Genomic DNA, 17977 nt, shown 5'->3' on the forward strand with positions numbered 1-17977 from the left:
TTGACCTATCTCTCGAACAGTCTCAAATACAGCCACATCGCCTTATGATACCCTTTCAACTTAAAAAAAATGTGGCTCGGCCTGGAAAGCGTATAGTTATCGCCATACAAATTCCGATGTCCATATAGCTGATACGTGCCGTCAAACGGGATTTCGTCCAGATATTTGCTCAGTGCAACCACATAACGGGGATCTTTGTAGCGGGTGGCAGAGATCAATTCGGTTCGCGACACCTCATCGATCTGCTTGATCGCCTGAATCGCTTCCCGCGTCTGTTCCTCGATGGAATTTACCGGATCCTGCGGATAACAAGCGATCGTAATCCAGCAGGTCAGCCCGATGCCGATCATCATTCTAAGCAGGCGAAACCACAATTTGCGGTAAGTCATGGCTGCAAATCCTACCGCGATCAGAAAATTAAGCCCAAGCGTGATCGGAGTCACCAAAATAAAACTCAGCTTGTCCGTCGGAAAAAAGTCCCATAAGACAATAAGAGTCAGAATCGACGGAATCAGAAGGATAAGCAAACTCAGCGCAAATCGAGCTTCTTTGCTGCGCGGTTGCCTGGTTTCAGCGGTCATGGTTTGTCCTCCTTTTTATTCCCTATCTTCCAGCAGCCGCTTCAATCCGGTATCGTTCGTGATCCGCAGTACCTTCTTCCCATAACGCGTAAGCTTCGCTTCGAACGCCGGTCGTCCGCGCTCGAATTCATTCGTCCAGCGGAACATCGCTTGCAGCATGGCAAAGTCCGGCTTGTACGGCGCAGATTCACGTCCCGTATTCTGCCGAATCCAGCGCTTGACGATACGAATGCGGCGCTGCCACAGCGACGGATCGAGGAAAATAATCAGGTCCGCCATCTCGTACAGATCGGCATGGAAGTCGCGGTCGGTGCCTTCGAATATCCACGCTCCCGTATGGTCGATTACCCGAATGGCGTCCATCTGTTCTTCGGCAGTCCTTTTTCGGCTGCCGTCCGCGATCCGGGCGTGAACGATTTCGTCCAGTTCATGCCAGTCGATGCCGGTATGTGCCGATAACTGCCGGGCTAAAGTCGTTTTGCCGCTTGCTACGATACCGACGATCCGGATTTTTCGCTTACCCGCGGTTTCTGGTGCTTCCCATTCCAGTTGATACGTCCTACTAAGCATGCTTTTCCCTCTTTCCCGGGCCTTCCTATACGGAATCGGCTTCCCGGCCCTTTTTTCCGATGCCTTGAACGAAGCTGAAGGTTTGCTCTCAGCGTATGAACGTTTACTCTTATGATTTGCACGTTTACTCTCGGTGTTTCCCAACTGTTTAGACCAAAACCAGGCCGCATTCGGCTGCGATTCTCTCGGCGACCGCTTCCGGGGACAGGTCGTCGGTCACAATAGGAAGTCCGAATTCGGACACCGATAAGGCGGACACACATTCGTCGATCCGGCCCGCCGACCAGGAATGTTCGTCTTCTCCCCGACTGCGCAGCCGTTGCAGCAGCGTCTCGCGACTGGCCGATAGCGTAAAACAACGCACATCGATCGTCTGCCTGCGCAGTCCGCCGACCAATTCGTCCCAATAATCGCGATTAACGATCGTCATCGGGATGAGGATCGTCCCGGTATATTCGCGGGCGATCCGGCTCAGTAGAGACCCATTGATCGACCGCCATAGGGGATCGTCCTGAAAATCGGGCAGATGCAAGCGGCCGGGCGTATTTTGCCGAATGAAATAGCCTGCCTGCTCCGGGTCGTAGACGAACGAATCCGGCAGGCACCGATGCAGCTCCTCCGCGGTCGTCGATTTGCCGGAACCAAACGCTCCGTTTATCCAGATCATCATACCTACTCCTCCTCAGTTATCGTTCGTTGCGGATTTCTTGCCGTTCGACGGCGGTTGGGCTACAATAATGGGTGCGCCCGCACGGGCCGATCTACCCAATCCAAGAATTGCGAAGGTGACTCCATGATCGAAATCAAGCATTCCCAACTCAGCAGCGGCGAGTTTACGCGCGGCGTCTTTGCGACCCGCGATATTGCCAAAGGCGAACTCATTCATGAAGCTCCGGTCGTGGCTTACGAGAACGAAGACCACGAACATATCGAGAAAACGATTCTCGCCGACTACGTGTTCGAATACGGGGCCAACCATACGGCGATCCTGCTCGGCTACGGCAGCCTGCTCAACCATTCCTATACGCCGAACGCTACGTACGAGATCAGCTTCGACAAGCATACGTTCGACTTCTACGCCTATACCGATATCAAGGCGGGCGAAGAGGTCCTGATCAACTACAACGGCGAAGAAGACTGTACCGACCCGCTGTGGTTTATGGACGATTATGTAGCTTCCGACGAAGATGAATCGGAATCGGAATCGGAATCGGAATCGGAATCGGAAAAAGCATAAGCGGTACTGGCGCGGAAGCCAAACGAACAAAAGCCGGCGCGGTGGGAAGATTCTCCCTCTGCACCGGCTTTTTGATGTACCTTTTACCGGAAATAGGACTTCCTATAGGGATTCCCGGCCGCAAATGGACATGCCAAGACGACGTCCTATTCCAAGTCCTATACCTTCCGGTTTTATTGTTCCGATTTTGTGTTTACGACTCGTCTACCGTCTGACCCACGGGGAAGCGCAGAACCGTTTTTCTTTTTTCCGGCGCCGTTTTTCTCGGGTCCGACAGGTAGATTTCGCGATGCCGTTTGCTCAGACGCGTCCAGCCGTTTGCGCCGCAAAACTGTTCCATTCGGGCGAAGCTGGCCGGCTCGTCTTCGAAGCGGCCGACATGCAGCATCTGGCAGCTGGGTCCGTCTTCGATCCGCTCGAACCGGACGCGCTCCAAGGCTGGATTGGGCTTCTTCTTTACAGTCTGCGCCAGAAAGCGTTGGAATCCGACATCCGTCAAAAAGTCGGGCTGGCGAATCATAATTTTGTACTTCAAATTGCTTTTGTCCGTCGAAGGCTTCGAATGGTCGACGAGGTCCCAGATCCCTTCCAGCGGAAACACGGTATAGGCATAGTACCCTTCCGGCACGTCGCCGCTCAGATGGGACATTCGGACCGCATAGCTCAGACTGTACAGCGCTCCTGTCGCCTGCGCAAACGCTTCTTCGTTGGGATCTCCGCTTCCTTCAATTGTCAGGAAAGGCATGGATGGAATCGCGATCACTTCCGGAACGGTTTTCGGCTGGTAGAACGCTTTGTAGTCTTTTTTGTAATCGATTTTTGGGTCCATGGAAGCTGTACCTCCTGTTTTGCCGATTGGCACGTTCTCGTCAGGCCCACGCACGATGTCTCTCTACCTGTCTTCCATGATTATACATCTATTTGCTGTCGGAACCTATGCCAAAACACCCGTGCTTTTGCACGATTTCCGACTCTGCCCCGCGCCGTTTAGAACACGATCGTGGCCGGCGTCACGCCCGGCGGATACTCCTGTTCCCATACGGCTTGTTCGGAATAGGCCCGGTACCACATCTCCGCGACCGTATCCGGATCGTTTACGCTGCCGCTGCCCGCTTCTTTGAGCAACACGCCGAGCGAACGGTGGGCAACGAAAAGGGGTTCGGCCGCCAATTCGGCGTTGAGATTCGCGACGTAGCTGCGCAGTCCCGAAGTGGCGATTCCGACATTGCCCATCATCGGGATCGCATGCAGCGCGGACAATCCCGTCGTGAAGAGCAGGGCGCCTTGTCGGCGGGAGCGCATGCCCGGCAGCACGGCGTTCACGACATGAACCGCGCTGAGCACGTAAGCCCCAAACATATCCTGCGCATTGTCCGGCGTCAGTTCAAGTACCGAAGTCGGCGGGTAATTACCGGCCGTCGGACTGAACTCCAGCACGTCGATCGGTCCGAAAGCGGCCGTAATGTCGTCGATCGCCTGCTTGATTTGTTCCGGTACATACAGGTCCGCCGTGAAATAAGCCGCTTCGATCCCGGCTGTCTGAAGTTCGTCGACCATCTCCTGCAGCTTCTGCGCGCCGCGCGCAACCAAAGCCACCCTGAAGCCTTCCGCGCCGAATCGTCTGGCCAGCGATAAGCCCAATCCTTTGCCTGCTCCGATAATAACCATTGTTTTCATATCGTGTTTCTCCTTTGTGATGAACGGGATTTGGATTCGTTTGACGATTCTCATTGTAGAAGCTAGAATTAAACGTCTCAATGGTCGATACCTAACGAAATACCACTTAATCACCACATTGATGTTTTTTGACTATTATCGCAGTAGGAGGAGCGCCGCCATGAACGAAGCCAGAACGGACCTGCGTGTCATCAAGACCCGCAAAGCGATCAAAACGTCTTTTCTCAATCTGATCCGCAGCAAAGGCTATGACCGAATGACGGTGCAGGACATTGCGGACGAAGCGACGATCAATCGCAATACTTTTTATTTGCATTATCTGGACAAGCCAGACTTGATGGAAAAGTTGTGTCTGGAGCATGCGGAAAAATTGAACGTTTGCGCGCAAAATAACGTTCGCGATATCCGGGAGCTGGACAGCACCTCTTTTGCCTCGCTGCTTCGAAACGTCTTCGAGGTCATCGACGAACATCTTTTCTTTTTCCAGACGATGCTTGCCGAGACCGGCGTCCCCGACTTTGCCTCCCAACTCAAGCAAACGCTGCAAACGGTAATCCTCTCGGGCATCGAGGAAAGCCGGCACAGCCTCAAAACGAAAATCGCGCTGGAGTACATGACTTCGGGATTGGTCGGCGTCATTGCGCTGTGGGTGTCCGAGCCGGTAAACGACTCGCGCGAAGAGATGATCGGGCTGCTCAGCGAGATCCATTTCCATAATGTCGTGAACCTGCTGACCGAGATCCGAGACGCCTGATCCATGCCGAAGCCTGGCGGTCTTCGCGTCCCTGCCGATCCGTCAGGCCGGATGCGTACGCAGCCACTCCACCATCTGATCGAACAATTCCAGCGAATACCGGTGCGCCTGCTGCCCGCTTGGCAGCTGATCCGCAATCGTCGCGACCGTGCCCGGGACATCGGCCGACGGGGCAAAATGAACCAGCCCCGGACAGAAACCGTTCAGTGCGCGAAAATATTTTTGCTGCGGCTCAATAAACGTCATATTCTGTTCAAAACCTCTGCGCAGCCTTGTTGAATCGCCCGCTTTTCGCTCGCGCAGCCGGGGTTCTTCCGCATGAAGCACGAAATAGGCATCCGGGAAGCCCAACTTGCGCGCCTGGATCAGCGGCCTATAGAAAGCTTCGACAAACTCCAGCGATTGCCTGTCGAACAACGTGAAACCGAACGCCCAGTTGTACCAAAAAGGCTGAAACAAATCGATGTCGATGACCGCAAGCCCCGACGATTCATGCTCAAGCGCCATTTGCCACCGGTCTGCCTGACGTTCGAAAAACCATTCCGGGTACGCCGGCTCGGGCTTGGCCCACAGCATCGCCACTTCCTGAATATGTAATCCCTGCTTGAGCGCCGCGAGAGCCGCGGAAGTCGTCGTCTTGCCCGCCGCGCTGGCTCCTTCGATACTGATGATCGTCATTTGAATGCTCCTTCTATCTGTTGGGTCATGCGCCGAACTGCCGAAGATGATGATCGATATGCTTATACATGCCTTTGCCCCACTGCTCCGCAGACAATTTTCCGAAAAAAGGATGCGGCCGCGTTGTGCAGCCCTGCGGTCCGTTCGCCTGAAACGTACGGAGTTTTCGGATCAATTTTTCTTTTTCCGCTTCAAAAGATTTTTCGTCGGCGATCCGGATCTCCGGCAGGGTGGACATGTTTGTCGGCAGCGGTCGGTCGTTGTAAAAGACCGGCTTGGCCAGCTGTCCGACGAAAAATCCCAACCAACTTCTCGAAGCGCCGGAGATTCCGGCCGCGATGTCCTGAAAAGCCGCGCAATGCGCCAACATCTGGGCCACATTCATCTCTCCCCACTGCGGCTGCAAGTCGGCATGCAATCGTTCGATACGGGCGATCACTTCGTCGGTAGTTGAATGCTCGAACAGCGTCTGCATGGTATCGCTCCTCCTGAAAATTGTTTTTTACAAATCAAACCTTTCTCTGATCATTTGGGCTACCTCATCGGCTTCGCGCCCAAAGTTATCGATCTTTATGTAGTTGGATCTGCTAATCTCTCCGGGCAAAGAATTCAATCTATATTGCTCGTACGTTTTAACCAATTCTCCCTCCGACCATGCCACATCCCGTTTGCTCGGCTTATGCAGCAGCCTGTTCTCCGTCTTGTTTCGTTTTTTGCGCTCTTCCAAATCCGCTTCCAGCTCTACCCAATAGACAATACCGCCTCTGGATTCAAAAAGATCTGAAATTTGCTCGATGTAGTCCCGGTCGCCTGAAAGGTCGAACGCCCATACGAACGTAAAGATAAGTCCTTCCAGGTCGCTTTTGGACACTTCTTCAAAAATCTCCTGCCGGATCAGACTTACCAACCGCTTGCCGGCAGGCGTACCGTAATCAAAAAACGAAGATACGAAGTCGATCGACATATGATTATGAAAAAGCTTCAACCCGGTTTGGGCAGCCAAAGCCTGTCCCACCGTCATCTTGCCTACAGCCTGGGGACCAAAGATAATAACGAACTTCACGCATTTCGCCTCCTCGCTGGCTTGAGTACAGTCTATTTCTATACGTCTTATGAACAAGTGAAAATAGGTGAGCTACATCACTTCATAAACGCTCTCGCTCGTCCTTCTGATCCAGCATCTGCTTCGCGTTTGTTATACTTGATGCTTCCCGGCCAAATTCCAGTCCAAAAACTGATTCATATCGCTAATCGCATCCATAATCTTGCCGCGATGCTCTTCGTTATTCCTTAGTTCGCGTAACACGACCGGCTTTACGATTCTGCGATCCAACCTGCCGTGCACCCGTCCCGCATGCGCCAATCCCAAGATGGCATTTGCCCTGACGAGTGCGTCGGAATGTTCGGCTAACTTCAGACACAGATCTTGAGCAAATTTCCAATTCGGATGATACAGCCCTGCCGACAGCGATAAAATGATCAACTCTTCCACCGCTTGGCGCTCCAGCATCTCTCGGATCTCTTTATCGCTGTAGGCTCTGATTTCTTCATATTTCCGCTGCATCACACACCTCCGAAGGCAGCATTAACTGCGTGAGTACACTTATTTCGGCCAAAAAGCTCTCATCATCACAAATAACTGCACAGATCCACTTATTTTTCGAAAAAAAGAGGTTTGTAGCACTCGGATCAGAAAATAACGGCTCTCTCGCAGTTATTCTTTCCAGCACTTACGGGTACCGCGAAATAACAGCTCTTTCGCAGTTATTTCTCCTATCTGCCGTAGGAAGCACGTTAATCATATGTAATTCGTAATCCCACTCCCCCGTGTACGTTGAAGTGTGTCTTCCGTTATAAATCATTCGTCCGTATTCACCGGTTTTCAGTTCAAAAGCTTTCTCGACCAACAGATTATAAATGTAAGCGTTTGAACAATAAGCCGTTCCTCGTGTTCGACTGGGCGAGGCTTGAGACGTCCATTCATTCAAATATCACTCTCCTCCCCCTCCGGCAAAAGCAGACGGGGTACGTTATGTGTTTGGTTATAGTGTTCCAGTTCATCGATCTCAGCCTGCAGGTTTTCCAGATCAAACTGGAAATCGCTTTGATTATTTCGGGTCATTCCCTGTCCTGAGGAATCGACGCTGAACTTTCCTCCTGCTTGGCCGACTGTATAGTAAAACGATTCTTCGTTCGGCCGGCTTCCTCCATTTCGACTCAGAAACAAAATCACTTTTTCTCCGATGATGAATTCGGCTGTATCTTCGACCACATAAATCATGTCATCCGTTTCCCCACCCGCTGACCGCACTTCGATCTCGTCTGCCGAGTTTCCTTTGTATCTGTGTTCAACCTCGATCAGCGTGTCCGTAGCCGGGAAGCCGCTAAAGTCGCTCTCCACTGTCTGAGACAGAACGGTTCCGGACACAATGATATCGGATTCGTTCACCAGCTCGTTTTTCTCCATTTCGGCTCTTAAACTTTCAGCATGCACGACCGTTTTGGAACCCGGATCCGATTGGGCTTCGCTCTTTTGGGCCGCGGCTCCGGTCTCCGCTTCGTCGCCCGCGCAAGCCGATAACAGAAAAACGGCGAGAATAAGAGGTATGAATTTGATGATCATCATTCCCCGAGCCGCTCCCCCAACGCCGTTACCGTACCTTCCCATTCTGCATACTCGTCCGTATCTTCCCACAATTCTTTCAGTTCGGACTGCTCCAATATTTGTTGAATCGCCTGCCGGGCTTTGCCGTTCAGCTCTGTTCCGGTTCCGCGATGTCGGTGGATCCAGGCTTGCAGTTCTTCCATATGTTCGAATTCCGCGTTCAGCGCCTGCTCCTGTAGAGCGGCCAGTACGGCAATCGCTCCCAAAGCGATCGAAGCGGTCTGCGCCTCCATATCCTCGTCCCCAACCGCACGCTCGATCGATTCCCTCAGCATGTCCAGCCCTTCCGAGCGTACCAGATCGGCCTGCCAATCCATCGTATCGTCATTTTCGAAAATGCCGTAACCCCATGCTCCCATTACATCCGCTCCTTCTTGTTGGGTTGTAAATTCGCTTTGAGTTCTGCCGTCGTTTCGGTGATTGAGATCCCGGTACCGATTCACTTCGTCAGCGGTCACGAAAGGCGGGATCGTATACCTGCTTCTGCCTCACTGGAGAGAGGTCTGATTTGGAGCGTGCTGGTCATGTTGATCCTTCCTTTCACGGCTGATTGCAGGTATGAATGAGGGTTCTTCGCACAGAATCTCGCTCAATCCCGCGCAAAGCGTTCCAGCAGAACTTCCGCGGCTGCGCGGGCATGCACGGCCGATTCAAGGTCGCTCTCCAGCATGTAAGCGGTGATCGCCCCTTCCATCAGCAAATACAGCATATTCGACAAAGCTTCCGGCTGCCGGACTTCGCATTGGGCGGTCAATGCCTCCATATAGGATCGCAGCTCCACTTTGTAGTGGTGAGCGGCCTTGTGATACGGATGACTGCTGTCCGAGAATTCCGAAGCCGCTTTGATAAAAGCGCAGCCGGTGAAGTCCGGTGCGGCAAACCATTCGCCTAACACGTCGTAGATCGCCAGCAGGCGATCCTGCGGCGTTCCGCCCCGACGGTCGATCGAAGATTTGAACCAGGCCATCCACTGCTCGTCCTGCCGTTTCAAATAATCCAGTACCAGTGCGTCTTTGGAAGGAAAATGATTGTATAACGTCATTTTGGCTACTTTGGATTCGGCGACCACCTGATCGACCCCGGTTGCGCGAATGCCCTGCTGGTTGAACAGCCCCGAAGCGACCTGAATGATTTGTTCTTTTTTGCTTTTGTTGGCCATTGACTGCTCCTCTTTCCCGAAAATAGTTCGTCTATCTTCAACATATACAGCTCTGTATACGTATAGTAAAGCCGTCCGAACAGAATTGCAAATAAAAAACACTTGTAACTATACAGACCTGTATGTATAGTATGGGTGAACGCAAGTCTAACGCATCCAAATCCTATACCGAGGTGATTCCAATGAACGTCCAACACAAGTATGCACAAGTAAACGGCTTGAATCTGTTCTACCGGGAAGCCGGCAGCCGCCACAATCCGACGGTGCTGCTGCTGCACGGATTTCCTTCTTCTTCGCATATGTATCGCAATCTGATCGTGCGCCTTGCGGATCGTTACCACGTCGTCGCGCCCGATTATCCGGGATTCGGCAGCAGCGATCAGCCGACCCCGGAAGAATTTACGTACACGTTCGAGAATCTGGCCAAACTGATGCATGATTTTACCGAGCAGCTGCAGCTGGAGCGCTACAGTCTGTACGTGCACGATTACGGCGCTCCCGTCGGCTATCGCCTGGCCGTTATGCATCCGCAGCGCGTGCAGGGGATCATCTCCCAGAACGGCAATGCTTATGAAGCAGGCCTTGAACCGGGTTGGGCACCTATTCGGGCCTATTGGAACAATCCCGAAGATGCCGCGATCCGTCAGGGCGTCCTCGACCTGCTGTCGATCGAGACGACCCGGCATCAGTATGTGAACGGCACGCGCGATCCCGAATCGATCAGCCCGGACAACTGGAACCACGATCAGATTCATCTGGATCGGGCCGGCAATGCGGAGATCCAGCTCGCGCTGTTCTACGATTACCGGAATAATCTGACGGCCTATCCGACCTGGCACGACTATTTCCGGGAATACCAACCGCCAATGCTGGTCGCCTGGGGACGGCACGATATGTTCTTCGGGGTCAAAGGCGCTCTGGCCTATATGGAAGACCTTCAGAACGTGGACGTCCATCTGCTAAATACGGGTCATTTTCCGCTTGAAGAAGATCTGGAGATTAGCGTTAAGCTTATCCTGCACTTTCTGGATACTCAGGTGGCGGCCCGTTAATCTTGTTGTACACGAAACCTACCGATCTTTTTATACAGATTACAATCATTCTCCCTCAAACGGCATGTTGTTGGTTTACAGCAACATGCCGTTCGAGGGAGTTTTTTATACCTATACTTCCTGACTATGATTTTCTATTCCTGTTAGCTCAAATACTGGCCTTTCCTGAATGCCTTGTTCAAGTCTCTTTGTTTCTTCTGCCGGTAGAGAACCCTTCCGAATTCCCCGGTTGGCGGTATGACTCGAAGGATGCGCTTGGCCGGTATGGATGAGTAACTCCTCTAAAAAAAGACACTAAAGCTACACCAACACTTTAATGTCTTTAATAATGATTTTAGTTTTTTTTCATTTTGTACAAGAGAGCCACACCCACTCCAAGAAAAAGAACGGCTATTAAAGCTGTAATAAGAGGAATATTTCGAATTTCAGAATCCTCTAACAATTCAACGCCACCACCGACCTGAATTTCCTCAGAACCTGACGAATCTTTCATTTGCATACTAGATTGATCTGCTTTGAAAGTATCTATCGATTGTCTGAAGCTATCCATATCGTAAACTTGATTATTGATAGAATCAAAAAATTCTGCTGTGTTTTGAATATAAAATCCTTTTATTTTATATCTTTTATCATGTATGTATTGGATGGCATTATCATTTCCAGCTTCTCTTTCAGCTTCTTCAATTTCTGATGGAAGGTCAGAAATAGTACTGATATTGGTAATCGACCAATCTCCTTCATTTTTTTCTGCTTCAATTGTACCAATAACTTCATCGTCTAAGATCAAAGGAAATTCGTAACCTTTCAACGTAAAAGAATAGTCTTCAATTTCAATTTGATAGGTAGCAATTCCTTCACCTAATTTTGCATTATTAAAATCTCCATTTGTTTTGAACTGTTCTTTCTCCATGTTTAGTGAACTCACGTATTGATTTTGAAGATCGGAATATATACTTGCTTGAATGGTGTCATTCGCATATTCAATTTTTGATTCTGCATTTACGGGAAATTGAAATCCATAAAAAAGAATCAAAACCATAAGCAGAACCGAAGATGTTTTTCTCATTTTAAGAGCCTCCTCTTATATTCAGTTATAAATGGATGTCAAAGTATTAACCCAATTCCATGAATTATTTGATCGGAAAGAGTTGTACGCCATCATGTTATAAGAACCATCCGCCGGATCAATATAAGTAACATTTTGGGCACCACTTGATGTATCTTCACTGTATCCTCTTATTAGAAGGGCATGCCCTATAGCACTGCCACTAGTCCAAGAAATAGCAGCTATCATATTTCGATTATTATTTATATTTGACTTGATCGAAGAAAAAACTAGCGATTCCAAAAAAGTAGAAGAATTAACACCATATTTAGCTAACCCTTTTTGCATATCGCTTACATTACCAGAATCGTTTATTGTCGGCGATCCTTTTACATAAGTTACAATATTAGTTTGTGTCGCTCCTGTTGCCCCTAAGTATTGACCAGCCATACTTGAAGTAGCTGCCCAGCACCAAAGAGATCTTTGTTGGATTTGTGATGTGACTGGATTATGCCGATAGTTAAAAGCAGCCTGTGCACTGGTTGCAAAAAGAGCCGTGGACACCAAAAAGCATACAAGTACCAAAGTTACTTTAGACTTTCTAAATTCCATATCATGAATCTCCTTTACAATAAATTGAAATCAAGCATTTAAAATGATAACGCTTTCTACTTTTTATATATTAAAAGGAATTTAAAGTAAATATTATTTTTTTGTGTATATAAAATTAATTTTATATATTAATATTGCGCAAAAAAGCTTGAAGCAGGAAATCCCGCTTCAAGCTTTTCTCTTTTAACAACAAAACCACATTTCGCAACCGTCCGGCTTCCTTCTCGCTCGCCGCTACCGGCCTACCACGAGACGGTAATGATCGTCGTCGTCGAGACCAGCTTGCCGCTTAGGCGCTCCGACTTGGTGACCATGATCTTGGTGCCCGACGGGCTCCATCGCATCCGGTCGCCGGCGTCGGCCAGGTCCGGGGACAGCAGGAACGATTGGCCGGTCGCGGAATCGGCGATGTAGAAGCCGTTTTTGCCCGTGTCGCGGCCGGATGTGACGGTGTAGGCGAGACGTTTGCCGTCCGGGGACCAGCCGATGCCGAAAAAGCCTTTGCCTTCGGCCAGTGTCTTGATCTCTTTGCCGCTCGGGTCGGTCAGCAGCAGCTGCTCCCGCGTATCGTCGATCCGCTTGATGACCGCAAGCTGCGTATCGTCGGGCGACGGAACGAGGCTCGGGATCGACGTGCCGATCTCCGAACGCTTGCTCTGCGCCGTATCGTACACGTACATGCCCCAGTCCGTATCGGACAAGCCGTAATACACCCGGCCGTCGCCGCCTGCGGCGGTCTCCAGCGAATTCAGCAGCACGGTGCGCCCGCTCTCTTCGTGGAGGAGCGTCTCCTGGCCGGAGAGATCTGATTGGTACAAGCCGCCGTTATGTTCTTTCGCGTACGCGACATGCGCGTTGTCCAGCCAGCCCGCGTCCAGCGAAGACGCGTATTCGCCGGACGTCCCGGTGTCGATCCGCGTCAGCTTGCGGCTCTCCATGTCGAGCAGATACGGAATACCGCTGACGCCGCTGTCGTCCAGCAGGAACAGATGCTTGCCGTCCGGAGACAGCAGCGGGGCACCCCAGCTCTTGCCGTCGCCGCCGTGCAGCAGCTCTTCTTCGCCGGTGCCGAGGTCGCGAATATAGAGGCTGTACGGCGGCATCTGCGTCTCGCCGATCCAGACCGGTTCCGCTTCCGGATCGGGCTTCTGGATCAGGATCCGCCCGTCGCCGAGCCAGATGCCGCCAAGCGTCTCTTCGAGCTCGTCGATCTTCTCCAGCTTCAGGCCGGAGTAGACCGATTCGTTCGGATTCGGCCGGACCGTCACGGAAGGAGACGCCGAAGGCTTCTCCGCGGAACTTTGCGCCGCGCCGGCAGGGCTCGAAGACGCCGCCGGCTGCATCGCCGCTCCGCCTTGAACCTGAACTTTCTCTTCGCCCGCGCAGCCGCCGACGGCGAACAATGCGAGCAGAATGCCGAGCAGCACCGGCGCGCGCCGCATGGTCTTTTTTTCCACAGTTGATGGCATGTCGCTCGTCCTCCTCTTGATGCTGCCTCCATTGTACCGGCGAATTGCGTCCAAAAGATGTCCGATTCGGAGCGTTCGCCAACCGATGTCCCGTATCCAATGTCCGATGTCCGGCTTTATGCCTCATCCACCGGCGGACGCGCCGGAAAGACCAGTTCGAACGCCGTGCCTTCGCCTTCTACGGGCAGCAGCTCGATACGGCCGCCCTGCGTCTCCACCAGCCGCCTGACGAGCGACAAACCGAGCCCGCTGCCGCCGGACAGCCGCGCCCGGTCTTTGTTTACCGTATAGAACGGTTCGAAAATTTTCTCCCGCGCTTCTTCCGGAATCGACAGCCCCGTATTGCGGACGGTCAACCGCACTTCGTCGCCTTCGGGCCCGCCGCGAATGTAAGCCGTGCCGCCGGTGCGGTTGTATTTGATCGCGTTATCCAGCAGATTCGTGAAGATGTGCATGAAGCTCTCGGCGTCGCACCAGACTACGGCGGGCCGCACGTCCACTTCCAGCGTTACCCCGAACCGCTCGGCTTTGCCGCGCATGTGCGCCGCCGCGTCGCGCAGCGCCGCCGACGCTTCCACTTCCGACGCTTCCAGTTCGAAATCGTAACGTTCCAGCGCGGACAACCGCAGCACTTTTTCGACCATTTCGTACAACCGCTGCGCTTCTTTGTCGATGCTCTCGCGCGCTTCGCCGAGCAGCTGCGGATCGTCCCGGTACAGGTCCAGCAGTTCGGTATACGCTTTGATCGTCGTCAGCGGCGTTTTGAACTCGTGGCTGATATTGCCGATATACTGCTTCTGCCGGTGCTCCAGCGCCTGCAGCCGCTCGACGGCCTGGGCAAGCTTGCTGCGCTCGTCTTCCAGTCCCGCGATATTGCGCTGAATCTCCCCGCTCATGTACGTGATGCCGCGCCCGAGTTCGCCCAGCTCATCCCGCCGCCGCAGCGGCTCCCCGCTCAGGAACTGGCCCCGGCGGATCTGGTCGGCCGACGCTTTGAGCTTGAGGATCGCGGTCGCGAAGCGGCTGTAATACACGAATCCGAGCAGGAAAGCGGCCGCCGTGACCGAAGCGCCGACGAGCAGAAACAGCCGGCGGATCGCGGCGTAGAACGTCAGGTAACTGTCGATCGGGTAGTCGAAACGGATCGCGCCGATCTGTCCCTGCGGACCTTCCACCGGCGCAAAATACAGCATCGTCTCTCCCCGGCTGCCCTGCCTGAAATACGCGATGCTGCCGCCGAGCGCATAATCGAGCGATTCCGACTCACCGCCTTGCAGCTGCCCGCCTTCGCCGCGAACAGCGCGGATCGAAGAACCGAGCACGCTGCGGTCTTTGGCGTACAGCGTGACCGGCATGCCGGTCAGGTCCGCCAATTCGCTCGCGAGGCGCACGCCTTCGCGAGTGTAGAACGCCGAAGCGTCCGTCTGCGGCGTCTCCGTATAATATTCCTGCCGCAGCCGAAGATTCGCCAGCTGGGTCTGCCGCGCCAGCACTTCTTCGATCTGCGCCGCCTGATTGCCCCGGATGCCGCGCAGCACGAGGCCGCTCAGCAGGCCGACGCTCACGATCAGCAGCGCGGCCAGCACGAGCGTGAACTTCAGCCGGATGCCGATCTTCATGCGGGAGCTCCGCCCGCCGGCGCCGACGCTTTGTAGCCGACCCCGTACACGGTCTGAAGCAGCGCCTGATGTTCTTCGCCCAGCTTCTTGCGCAGCCGCTGCACATGGATATCGACCGTGCGCGTCCCGCCCGCATAGTCCATGCTCCATACGCGGTCAAGCAGGTCATCGCGCGTAAAGACGCGGGCCGGCCTGGAGACGAGCAGCGTCAGCAGGTCGAATTCTTTGGGCGTCAGCTCAAGACTTTCGCCGGCAAGTTCCGCCGAGCGGTGCGAGATACGGATGCGCAGCGGGCCAAGCTCCACGAGGTCGCCCGCTTCAGCTTCGTCCGCCGCGCGTTCGCTGGCGTCCGGGGCGGGAGCCTTACTTTTTTCGATCCGCCGCATCAGCGCTTTGACCCGGGCGAGCACTTCGCGAATCTCGAACGGCTTCGTCATATAATCGTCCGCCCCGAGTTCCAGACCGACGATTTTGTCGATGATGTCGTTTTTGACCGTCAGCAGGATGATGCCGATTCCGCTCCGGTTCTCCAGGCGCCGACAGACTTCGTAACCGTCCATCTTCGGCATCATCACGTCGAGCACGAGCACCGAAGGGCCGAAAGAGTCCACCTTGGATAACGCTTCCTCGCCGTCGGATGCCGTCTCGGTCTCGTAGCCTTCGCGCTTGAGCGCATAGGCGATCGCGCTGCGGATGCCCGGTTCGTCGTCGACGACCAGCACTTTTCTGCTCATATGGCGTTCCTCCCGTCACTGGATGTTCCCCTCCATTAAACACCATCTCCCGCCAAAGACCAAAACTTCTTCCGTAAAAAAAGCAAAATGCGCAAAAAGGCCGCGGCGGAGGCGTAAGCGCCCCGTATGCGGCCGAGAGTTGTTCCATAGCGTCCATGGAGAGGATTCGTAGACTCGATGTGTAGGTGCAATCCGTAAACGTGAACTGTAGACACGATCCGTGAATACGATCTGTAAATGCAATCTGTGAATGCGATCCGTAAACCCGATCCATCAATGCGCTCCGCGGATACGGTCGTTCGGGAGATAGTCTCGCCGCAAACTTTCCGCCGCCGAGCCGCGCAGCCCGGGTCTAGCCGTTTGCGACGAACTAGCCTTCCGCGACGACCCGGTCTTTGCCCGCCCGCTTCGCGATGTACAGGCGCCGGTCGGCAATGCCGAGCAGCTCCATGCGGCTGATCGAGCCGCCGTATACCGTATGCACGCCGATGCTGGCCGTGACCGGCAGGGTGCCCGTAATCGGGCTCCAGTCCGCGCCGCGGATCGCCCGGCACATCCGGTTCGCCAGTTCCAGGCCCTGCTTCTCGTCGGTACGCGGGAACAGCGCGACGAATTCTTCGCCGCCCATGCGCGCGACCGCCGCCGGTTCGGCCGCGGCGACCGACAGGATCTTCGCCACGTTGATCAGCACCGTATCGCCGACGACATGCGACAGCGTATCGTTGACCCGCTTGAAATAATCGAGGTCGATGATCGCGATCGTGAGCGGATCGCCGCTCTCGCGCGTCTGCTCCAGCAGCTCGTCGATATGGTCGTCGATAAAGCGCCGGTTGCGCAGGCCGGTCAGCGGATCGCGCAGCGCCATCTCGCGGAAATGCTCGCTGCTCTTGCGCGCTTCTTCCGCTTCGAACACGGCTTGGAAAATATGCGCTTTCGCTTCGCGTTCCGCGGAACGAAGCGCTTCCGCTTCTTCGTGGAATACCCGGTGCTCTTCGTACGCTTCCTTGTAGCGGCCGGCTTCGGCGTACAGCTCGGCCTGGCGCAGCCGGGCCTGCACGCAGAGCGCGGCCAGGCCGTGGTCTTCGCACAGATGCTTCGCTTCGTCGAGCATGGCCTGCGCTTCGCCGAGCTTGCCTTGCAGCAGCTGCGCCTGGGACAGCGTCAGCATGCACTCCGGCAGCGAAGCGAGTTCGCTGAGCCGCCGTTCGGACGGGTCGGTAATGACCGGCAGCAGCGTCCGCTCGGCTTCGTCGGGGCGTCCGAGCAAAATTTCGCCTTTCGCGATCGTATCGAGCTGCATCGCGATAAGCGGAAAATGGTGGCGTTCCGACAGATCGCGGATCCGCGTGATCATCTCCGCCGCTTTTTCCAGATCGCCGAGGTCGTAATACGTAAACGCCATGTTGTTGAGCGCAAACAGCTCGAACTGCACGTCTCCGGTCGCGTTCGCGATCGCCAGCACTTCGTCGAACCGCTGCTTGGCGTCTTCGTAAGCGCCGGATTCGTCAAGCGTCAGGGCGAGCGTCATCAGGTGATCCGCGCGGGTCGGAGGCGCAACGCCGGAAGGCAGATGCTTGAGCGCGCGCAGCGCATGTTCGAGCGCGCTGTCGTGGTCGCCCAACCGGCGGAAAAACCCGCCGAGCAGCCGGTGGCTGCGGGCCAAAATATGCTCTTGATCGTTTGCCGCCGCCCAGGCGTTGATCTCGCGGATCAGGCGGCCGCTGTCGGCGATCTGCCCCTGCCGGCCGAGCACGTCGGCGTGAATAAGCCGGGTACGCTGCGTCAGCTTCTCCTGCTGAAGGCGAGCGGCGACGGCGAGCGCCTGCTGCACGGGTACGATCGCCGAGTTGACGTCGCGATAAGGCTGGATTTCCAATACGTCGAGCACGCGTTCAAACTGCTCCGCCGAGCAGGCGTCCGCCCCGTTATCCGGGTCGAGAAGTCCCCAATCCGGCTGTTTGAACTGTGCGCTTTTTTTGTAAGAATGATAGTCCGGCAAGGTTTCTCCTCCCCCATAGCAGCAGCAATTCCCGTTCGAACCGGCCATCGTTCATAGATGGCGCAATTCCCAAGTATACCCTATACTACGATTCACGAACGGTAAAATCAATGGTTTTGTGCATAG

General features: G+C 54.2%; 21 protein-coding genes. 3 read left to right on the top strand and 18 right to left on the bottom strand.

Annotated elements, in window-relative coordinates:
- Positions 1 to 5 precede the first annotated feature (5 nt).
- The 3 genes from FTE24_RS22245 to FTE24_RS22255 form a co-directional block, all read right to left on the bottom strand.
- Complete coding sequence (locus FTE24_RS22245; protein WP_150228713.1) at positions 6 to 581, bottom strand: hypothetical protein; 576 nt, start codon at positions 579 to 581, stop codon at positions 6 to 8.
- Between the two features lie 15 nt (positions 582 to 596).
- Complete coding sequence (locus tag FTE24_RS22250; RefSeq protein ID WP_150228711.1) at positions 597 to 1151, bottom strand: hypothetical protein; 555 nt, start codon at positions 1149 to 1151, stop codon at positions 597 to 599.
- Between the two features lie 148 nt (positions 1152 to 1299).
- The gene (locus FTE24_RS22255) at positions 1300 to 1821 is read right to left on the bottom strand and encodes an AAA family ATPase (RefSeq protein WP_141449628.1); all 522 of its coding nucleotides are present in this window, start codon (positions 1819 to 1821) and stop codon (positions 1300 to 1302) included.
- Between the two features lie 123 nt (positions 1822 to 1944).
- Here FTE24_RS22255 and FTE24_RS22260 point away from each other — a divergent pair, with 123 nt between their 5' ends.
- Positions 1945 to 2388, top strand: a complete 444-nt coding sequence (locus FTE24_RS22260) for an SET domain-containing protein (RefSeq protein ID WP_150228709.1) — start codon at positions 1945 to 1947, stop codon at positions 2386 to 2388.
- A 193-nt stretch (positions 2389 to 2581) separates the two neighbouring features.
- Here FTE24_RS22260 and FTE24_RS22265 read toward each other — a convergent pair whose 3' ends face one another.
- Complete coding sequence (locus FTE24_RS22265; RefSeq protein WP_150228707.1) at positions 2582 to 3217, bottom strand: GyrI-like domain-containing protein; 636 nt, start codon at positions 3215 to 3217, stop codon at positions 2582 to 2584.
- 158 nt (positions 3218 to 3375) lie between these two features.
- Entirely contained in the window at positions 3376 to 4065 is a 690-nt protein-coding gene (locus tag FTE24_RS22270) for an SDR family NAD(P)-dependent oxidoreductase (protein ID WP_150228705.1), read from the bottom strand.
- 160 nt (positions 4066 to 4225) lie between these two features.
- On the opposite strand from FTE24_RS22270, the gene FTE24_RS22275 reads away from it, so the two are divergent.
- Positions 4226 to 4819 (top strand): TetR/AcrR family transcriptional regulator, encoded by a 594-nt coding sequence (locus FTE24_RS22275; protein ID WP_150228703.1) that lies wholly within the window; start codon positions 4226 to 4228, stop codon positions 4817 to 4819.
- Positions 4820 to 4861: 42 nt separating this feature from the next.
- On the opposite strand, the gene FTE24_RS22280 is transcribed toward FTE24_RS22275, so the two are convergent.
- The 7 genes from FTE24_RS22280 to FTE24_RS22310 all read right to left on the bottom strand — a co-directional run bounded on the left by FTE24_RS22280 (position 4862) and on the right by FTE24_RS22310 (position 9321).
- Positions 4862 to 5497 (bottom strand): hypothetical protein, encoded by a 636-nt coding sequence (locus FTE24_RS22280; protein WP_150228701.1) that lies wholly within the window; start codon positions 5495 to 5497, stop codon positions 4862 to 4864.
- A 25-nt stretch (positions 5498 to 5522) separates the two neighbouring features.
- Entirely contained in the window at positions 5523 to 5972 is a 450-nt protein-coding gene (locus tag FTE24_RS22285) for a DUF1569 domain-containing protein (RefSeq protein ID WP_141449623.1), read from the bottom strand.
- Between the two features lie 27 nt (positions 5973 to 5999).
- On the bottom strand, positions 6000 to 6560 hold the full coding sequence (locus tag FTE24_RS22290; RefSeq protein ID WP_150228699.1) for an AAA family ATPase: 561 nt from the start codon (positions 6558 to 6560) through the stop codon (positions 6000 to 6002).
- A 132-nt stretch (positions 6561 to 6692) separates the two neighbouring features.
- Complete coding sequence (locus tag FTE24_RS22295; RefSeq protein ID WP_150228697.1) at positions 6693 to 7061, bottom strand: hypothetical protein; 369 nt, start codon at positions 7059 to 7061, stop codon at positions 6693 to 6695.
- Between the two features lie 420 nt (positions 7062 to 7481).
- Positions 7482 to 8123, bottom strand: coding sequence for a hypothetical protein (locus FTE24_RS22300; protein ID WP_150228695.1), 642 nt, complete (start codon positions 8121 to 8123; stop codon positions 7482 to 7484).
- The gene (locus tag FTE24_RS22305; RefSeq protein WP_150228693.1) at positions 8120 to 8521 is read right to left on the bottom strand and encodes a DUF4259 domain-containing protein; all 402 of its coding nucleotides are present in this window, start codon (positions 8519 to 8521) and stop codon (positions 8120 to 8122) included. The genes FTE24_RS22300 and FTE24_RS22305 overlap by 4 nt, the downstream gene beginning before the upstream one ends.
- Positions 8522 to 8751: 230 nt before the next feature.
- Positions 8752 to 9321, bottom strand: coding sequence for a TetR/AcrR family transcriptional regulator (locus tag FTE24_RS22310; RefSeq protein ID WP_150228691.1), 570 nt, complete (start codon positions 9319 to 9321; stop codon positions 8752 to 8754).
- Between the two features lie 182 nt (positions 9322 to 9503).
- On the opposite strand from FTE24_RS22310, the gene FTE24_RS22315 reads away from it, so the two are divergent.
- Entirely contained in the window at positions 9504 to 10373 is an 870-nt protein-coding gene (locus FTE24_RS22315) for an alpha/beta fold hydrolase (RefSeq protein WP_150228689.1), read from the top strand.
- Between the two features lie 334 nt (positions 10374 to 10707).
- Here the strand turns inward: FTE24_RS22315 and FTE24_RS22320 are convergent, their stop codons facing one another.
- The 6 genes from FTE24_RS22320 to FTE24_RS22345 all read right to left on the bottom strand — a co-directional run bounded on the left by FTE24_RS22320 (position 10708) and on the right by FTE24_RS22345 (position 17851).
- Positions 10708 to 11439, bottom strand: coding sequence for a hypothetical protein (locus tag FTE24_RS22320; RefSeq protein WP_150228687.1), 732 nt, complete (start codon positions 11437 to 11439; stop codon positions 10708 to 10710).
- Positions 11440 to 11460: 21 nt separating this feature from the next.
- Positions 11461 to 12030: a papain-like cysteine protease family protein gene (locus FTE24_RS22325; protein WP_150228686.1), complete on the bottom strand. Its 570-nt coding sequence runs from the start codon at positions 12028 to 12030 to the stop codon at positions 11461 to 11463.
- 242 nt (positions 12031 to 12272) lie between these two features.
- A complete protein-coding gene (locus FTE24_RS22330; RefSeq protein WP_150228684.1) occupies positions 12273 to 13499 on the bottom strand; it encodes a TolB family protein in 1227 nt (408 codons plus the stop codon).
- Positions 13500 to 13615: 116 nt separating this feature from the next.
- A complete protein-coding gene (locus tag FTE24_RS22335) occupies positions 13616 to 15118 on the bottom strand; it encodes a sensor histidine kinase (protein WP_150228682.1) in 1503 nt (500 codons plus the stop codon).
- Positions 15115 to 15852, bottom strand: a complete 738-nt coding sequence (locus FTE24_RS22340) for a response regulator transcription factor (RefSeq protein WP_150228681.1) — start codon at positions 15850 to 15852, stop codon at positions 15115 to 15117. The genes FTE24_RS22335 and FTE24_RS22340 overlap by 4 nt, the downstream gene beginning before the upstream one ends.
- Positions 15853 to 16222: 370 nt before the next feature.
- A complete protein-coding gene (locus FTE24_RS22345) occupies positions 16223 to 17851 on the bottom strand; it encodes a tetratricopeptide repeat-containing diguanylate cyclase (RefSeq protein ID WP_150228679.1) in 1629 nt (542 codons plus the stop codon).
- Between the last annotated feature and the right edge of the window lie 126 nt (positions 17852 to 17977).

Source organism: Saccharibacillus sp. WB 17 (genome assembly GCF_008634075.2).
Classification (GTDB): Bacteria; Bacillota; Bacilli; order Paenibacillales; family Paenibacillaceae; genus Saccharibacillus; species Saccharibacillus brassicae.

Coding starts and splice junctions, on each gene's coding strand:
- FTE24_RS22245 (WP_150228713.1), bottom strand. CDS start 581: ATGACCGCTGAAACCAGGCAACCGCGCAGCAAAGAAGCTCGATTTGCG.
- FTE24_RS22250 (WP_150228711.1), bottom strand. CDS start 1,151: ATGCTTAGTAGGACGTATCAACTGGAATGGGAAGCACCAGAAACCGCG.
- FTE24_RS22255 (WP_141449628.1), bottom strand. CDS start 1,821: ATGATGATCTGGATAAACGGAGCGTTTGGTTCCGGCAAATCGACGACC.
- FTE24_RS22260 (WP_150228709.1), top strand. CDS start 1,945: ATGATCGAAATCAAGCATTCCCAACTCAGCAGCGGCGAGTTTACGCGC.
- FTE24_RS22265 (WP_150228707.1), bottom strand. CDS start 3,217: ATGGACCCAAAAATCGATTACAAAAAAGACTACAAAGCGTTCTACCAG.
- FTE24_RS22270 (WP_150228705.1), bottom strand. CDS start 4,065: ATGAAAACAATGGTTATTATCGGAGCAGGCAAAGGATTGGGCTTATCG.
- FTE24_RS22275 (WP_150228703.1), top strand. CDS start 4,226: ATGAACGAAGCCAGAACGGACCTGCGTGTCATCAAGACCCGCAAAGCG.
- FTE24_RS22280 (WP_150228701.1), bottom strand. CDS start 5,497: ATGACGATCATCAGTATCGAAGGAGCCAGCGCGGCGGGCAAGACGACG.
- FTE24_RS22285 (WP_141449623.1), bottom strand. CDS start 5,972: ATGCAGACGCTGTTCGAGCATTCAACTACCGACGAAGTGATCGCCCGT.
- FTE24_RS22295 (WP_150228697.1), bottom strand. CDS start 7,061: ATGCAGCGGAAATATGAAGAAATCAGAGCCTACAGCGATAAAGAGATC.
- FTE24_RS22300 (WP_150228695.1), bottom strand. CDS start 8,123: ATGATGATCATCAAATTCATACCTCTTATTCTCGCCGTTTTTCTGTTA.
- FTE24_RS22305 (WP_150228693.1), bottom strand. CDS start 8,521: ATGGGAGCATGGGGTTACGGCATTTTCGAAAATGACGATACGATGGAT.
- FTE24_RS22310 (WP_150228691.1), bottom strand. CDS start 9,321: ATGGCCAACAAAAGCAAAAAAGAACAAATCATTCAGGTCGCTTCGGGG.
- FTE24_RS22315 (WP_150228689.1), top strand. CDS start 9,504: ATGAACGTCCAACACAAGTATGCACAAGTAAACGGCTTGAATCTGTTC.
- FTE24_RS22320 (WP_150228687.1), bottom strand. CDS start 11,439: ATGAGAAAAACATCTTCGGTTCTGCTTATGGTTTTGATTCTTTTTTAT.
- FTE24_RS22325 (WP_150228686.1), bottom strand. CDS start 12,030: ATGGAATTTAGAAAGTCTAAAGTAACTTTGGTACTTGTATGCTTTTTG.
- FTE24_RS22330 (WP_150228684.1), bottom strand. CDS start 13,499: ATGCCATCAACTGTGGAAAAAAAGACCATGCGGCGCGCGCCGGTGCTG.
- FTE24_RS22335 (WP_150228682.1), bottom strand. CDS start 15,118: ATGAAGATCGGCATCCGGCTGAAGTTCACGCTCGTGCTGGCCGCGCTG.
- FTE24_RS22340 (WP_150228681.1), bottom strand. CDS start 15,852: ATGAGCAGAAAAGTGCTGGTCGTCGACGACGAACCGGGCATCCGCAGC.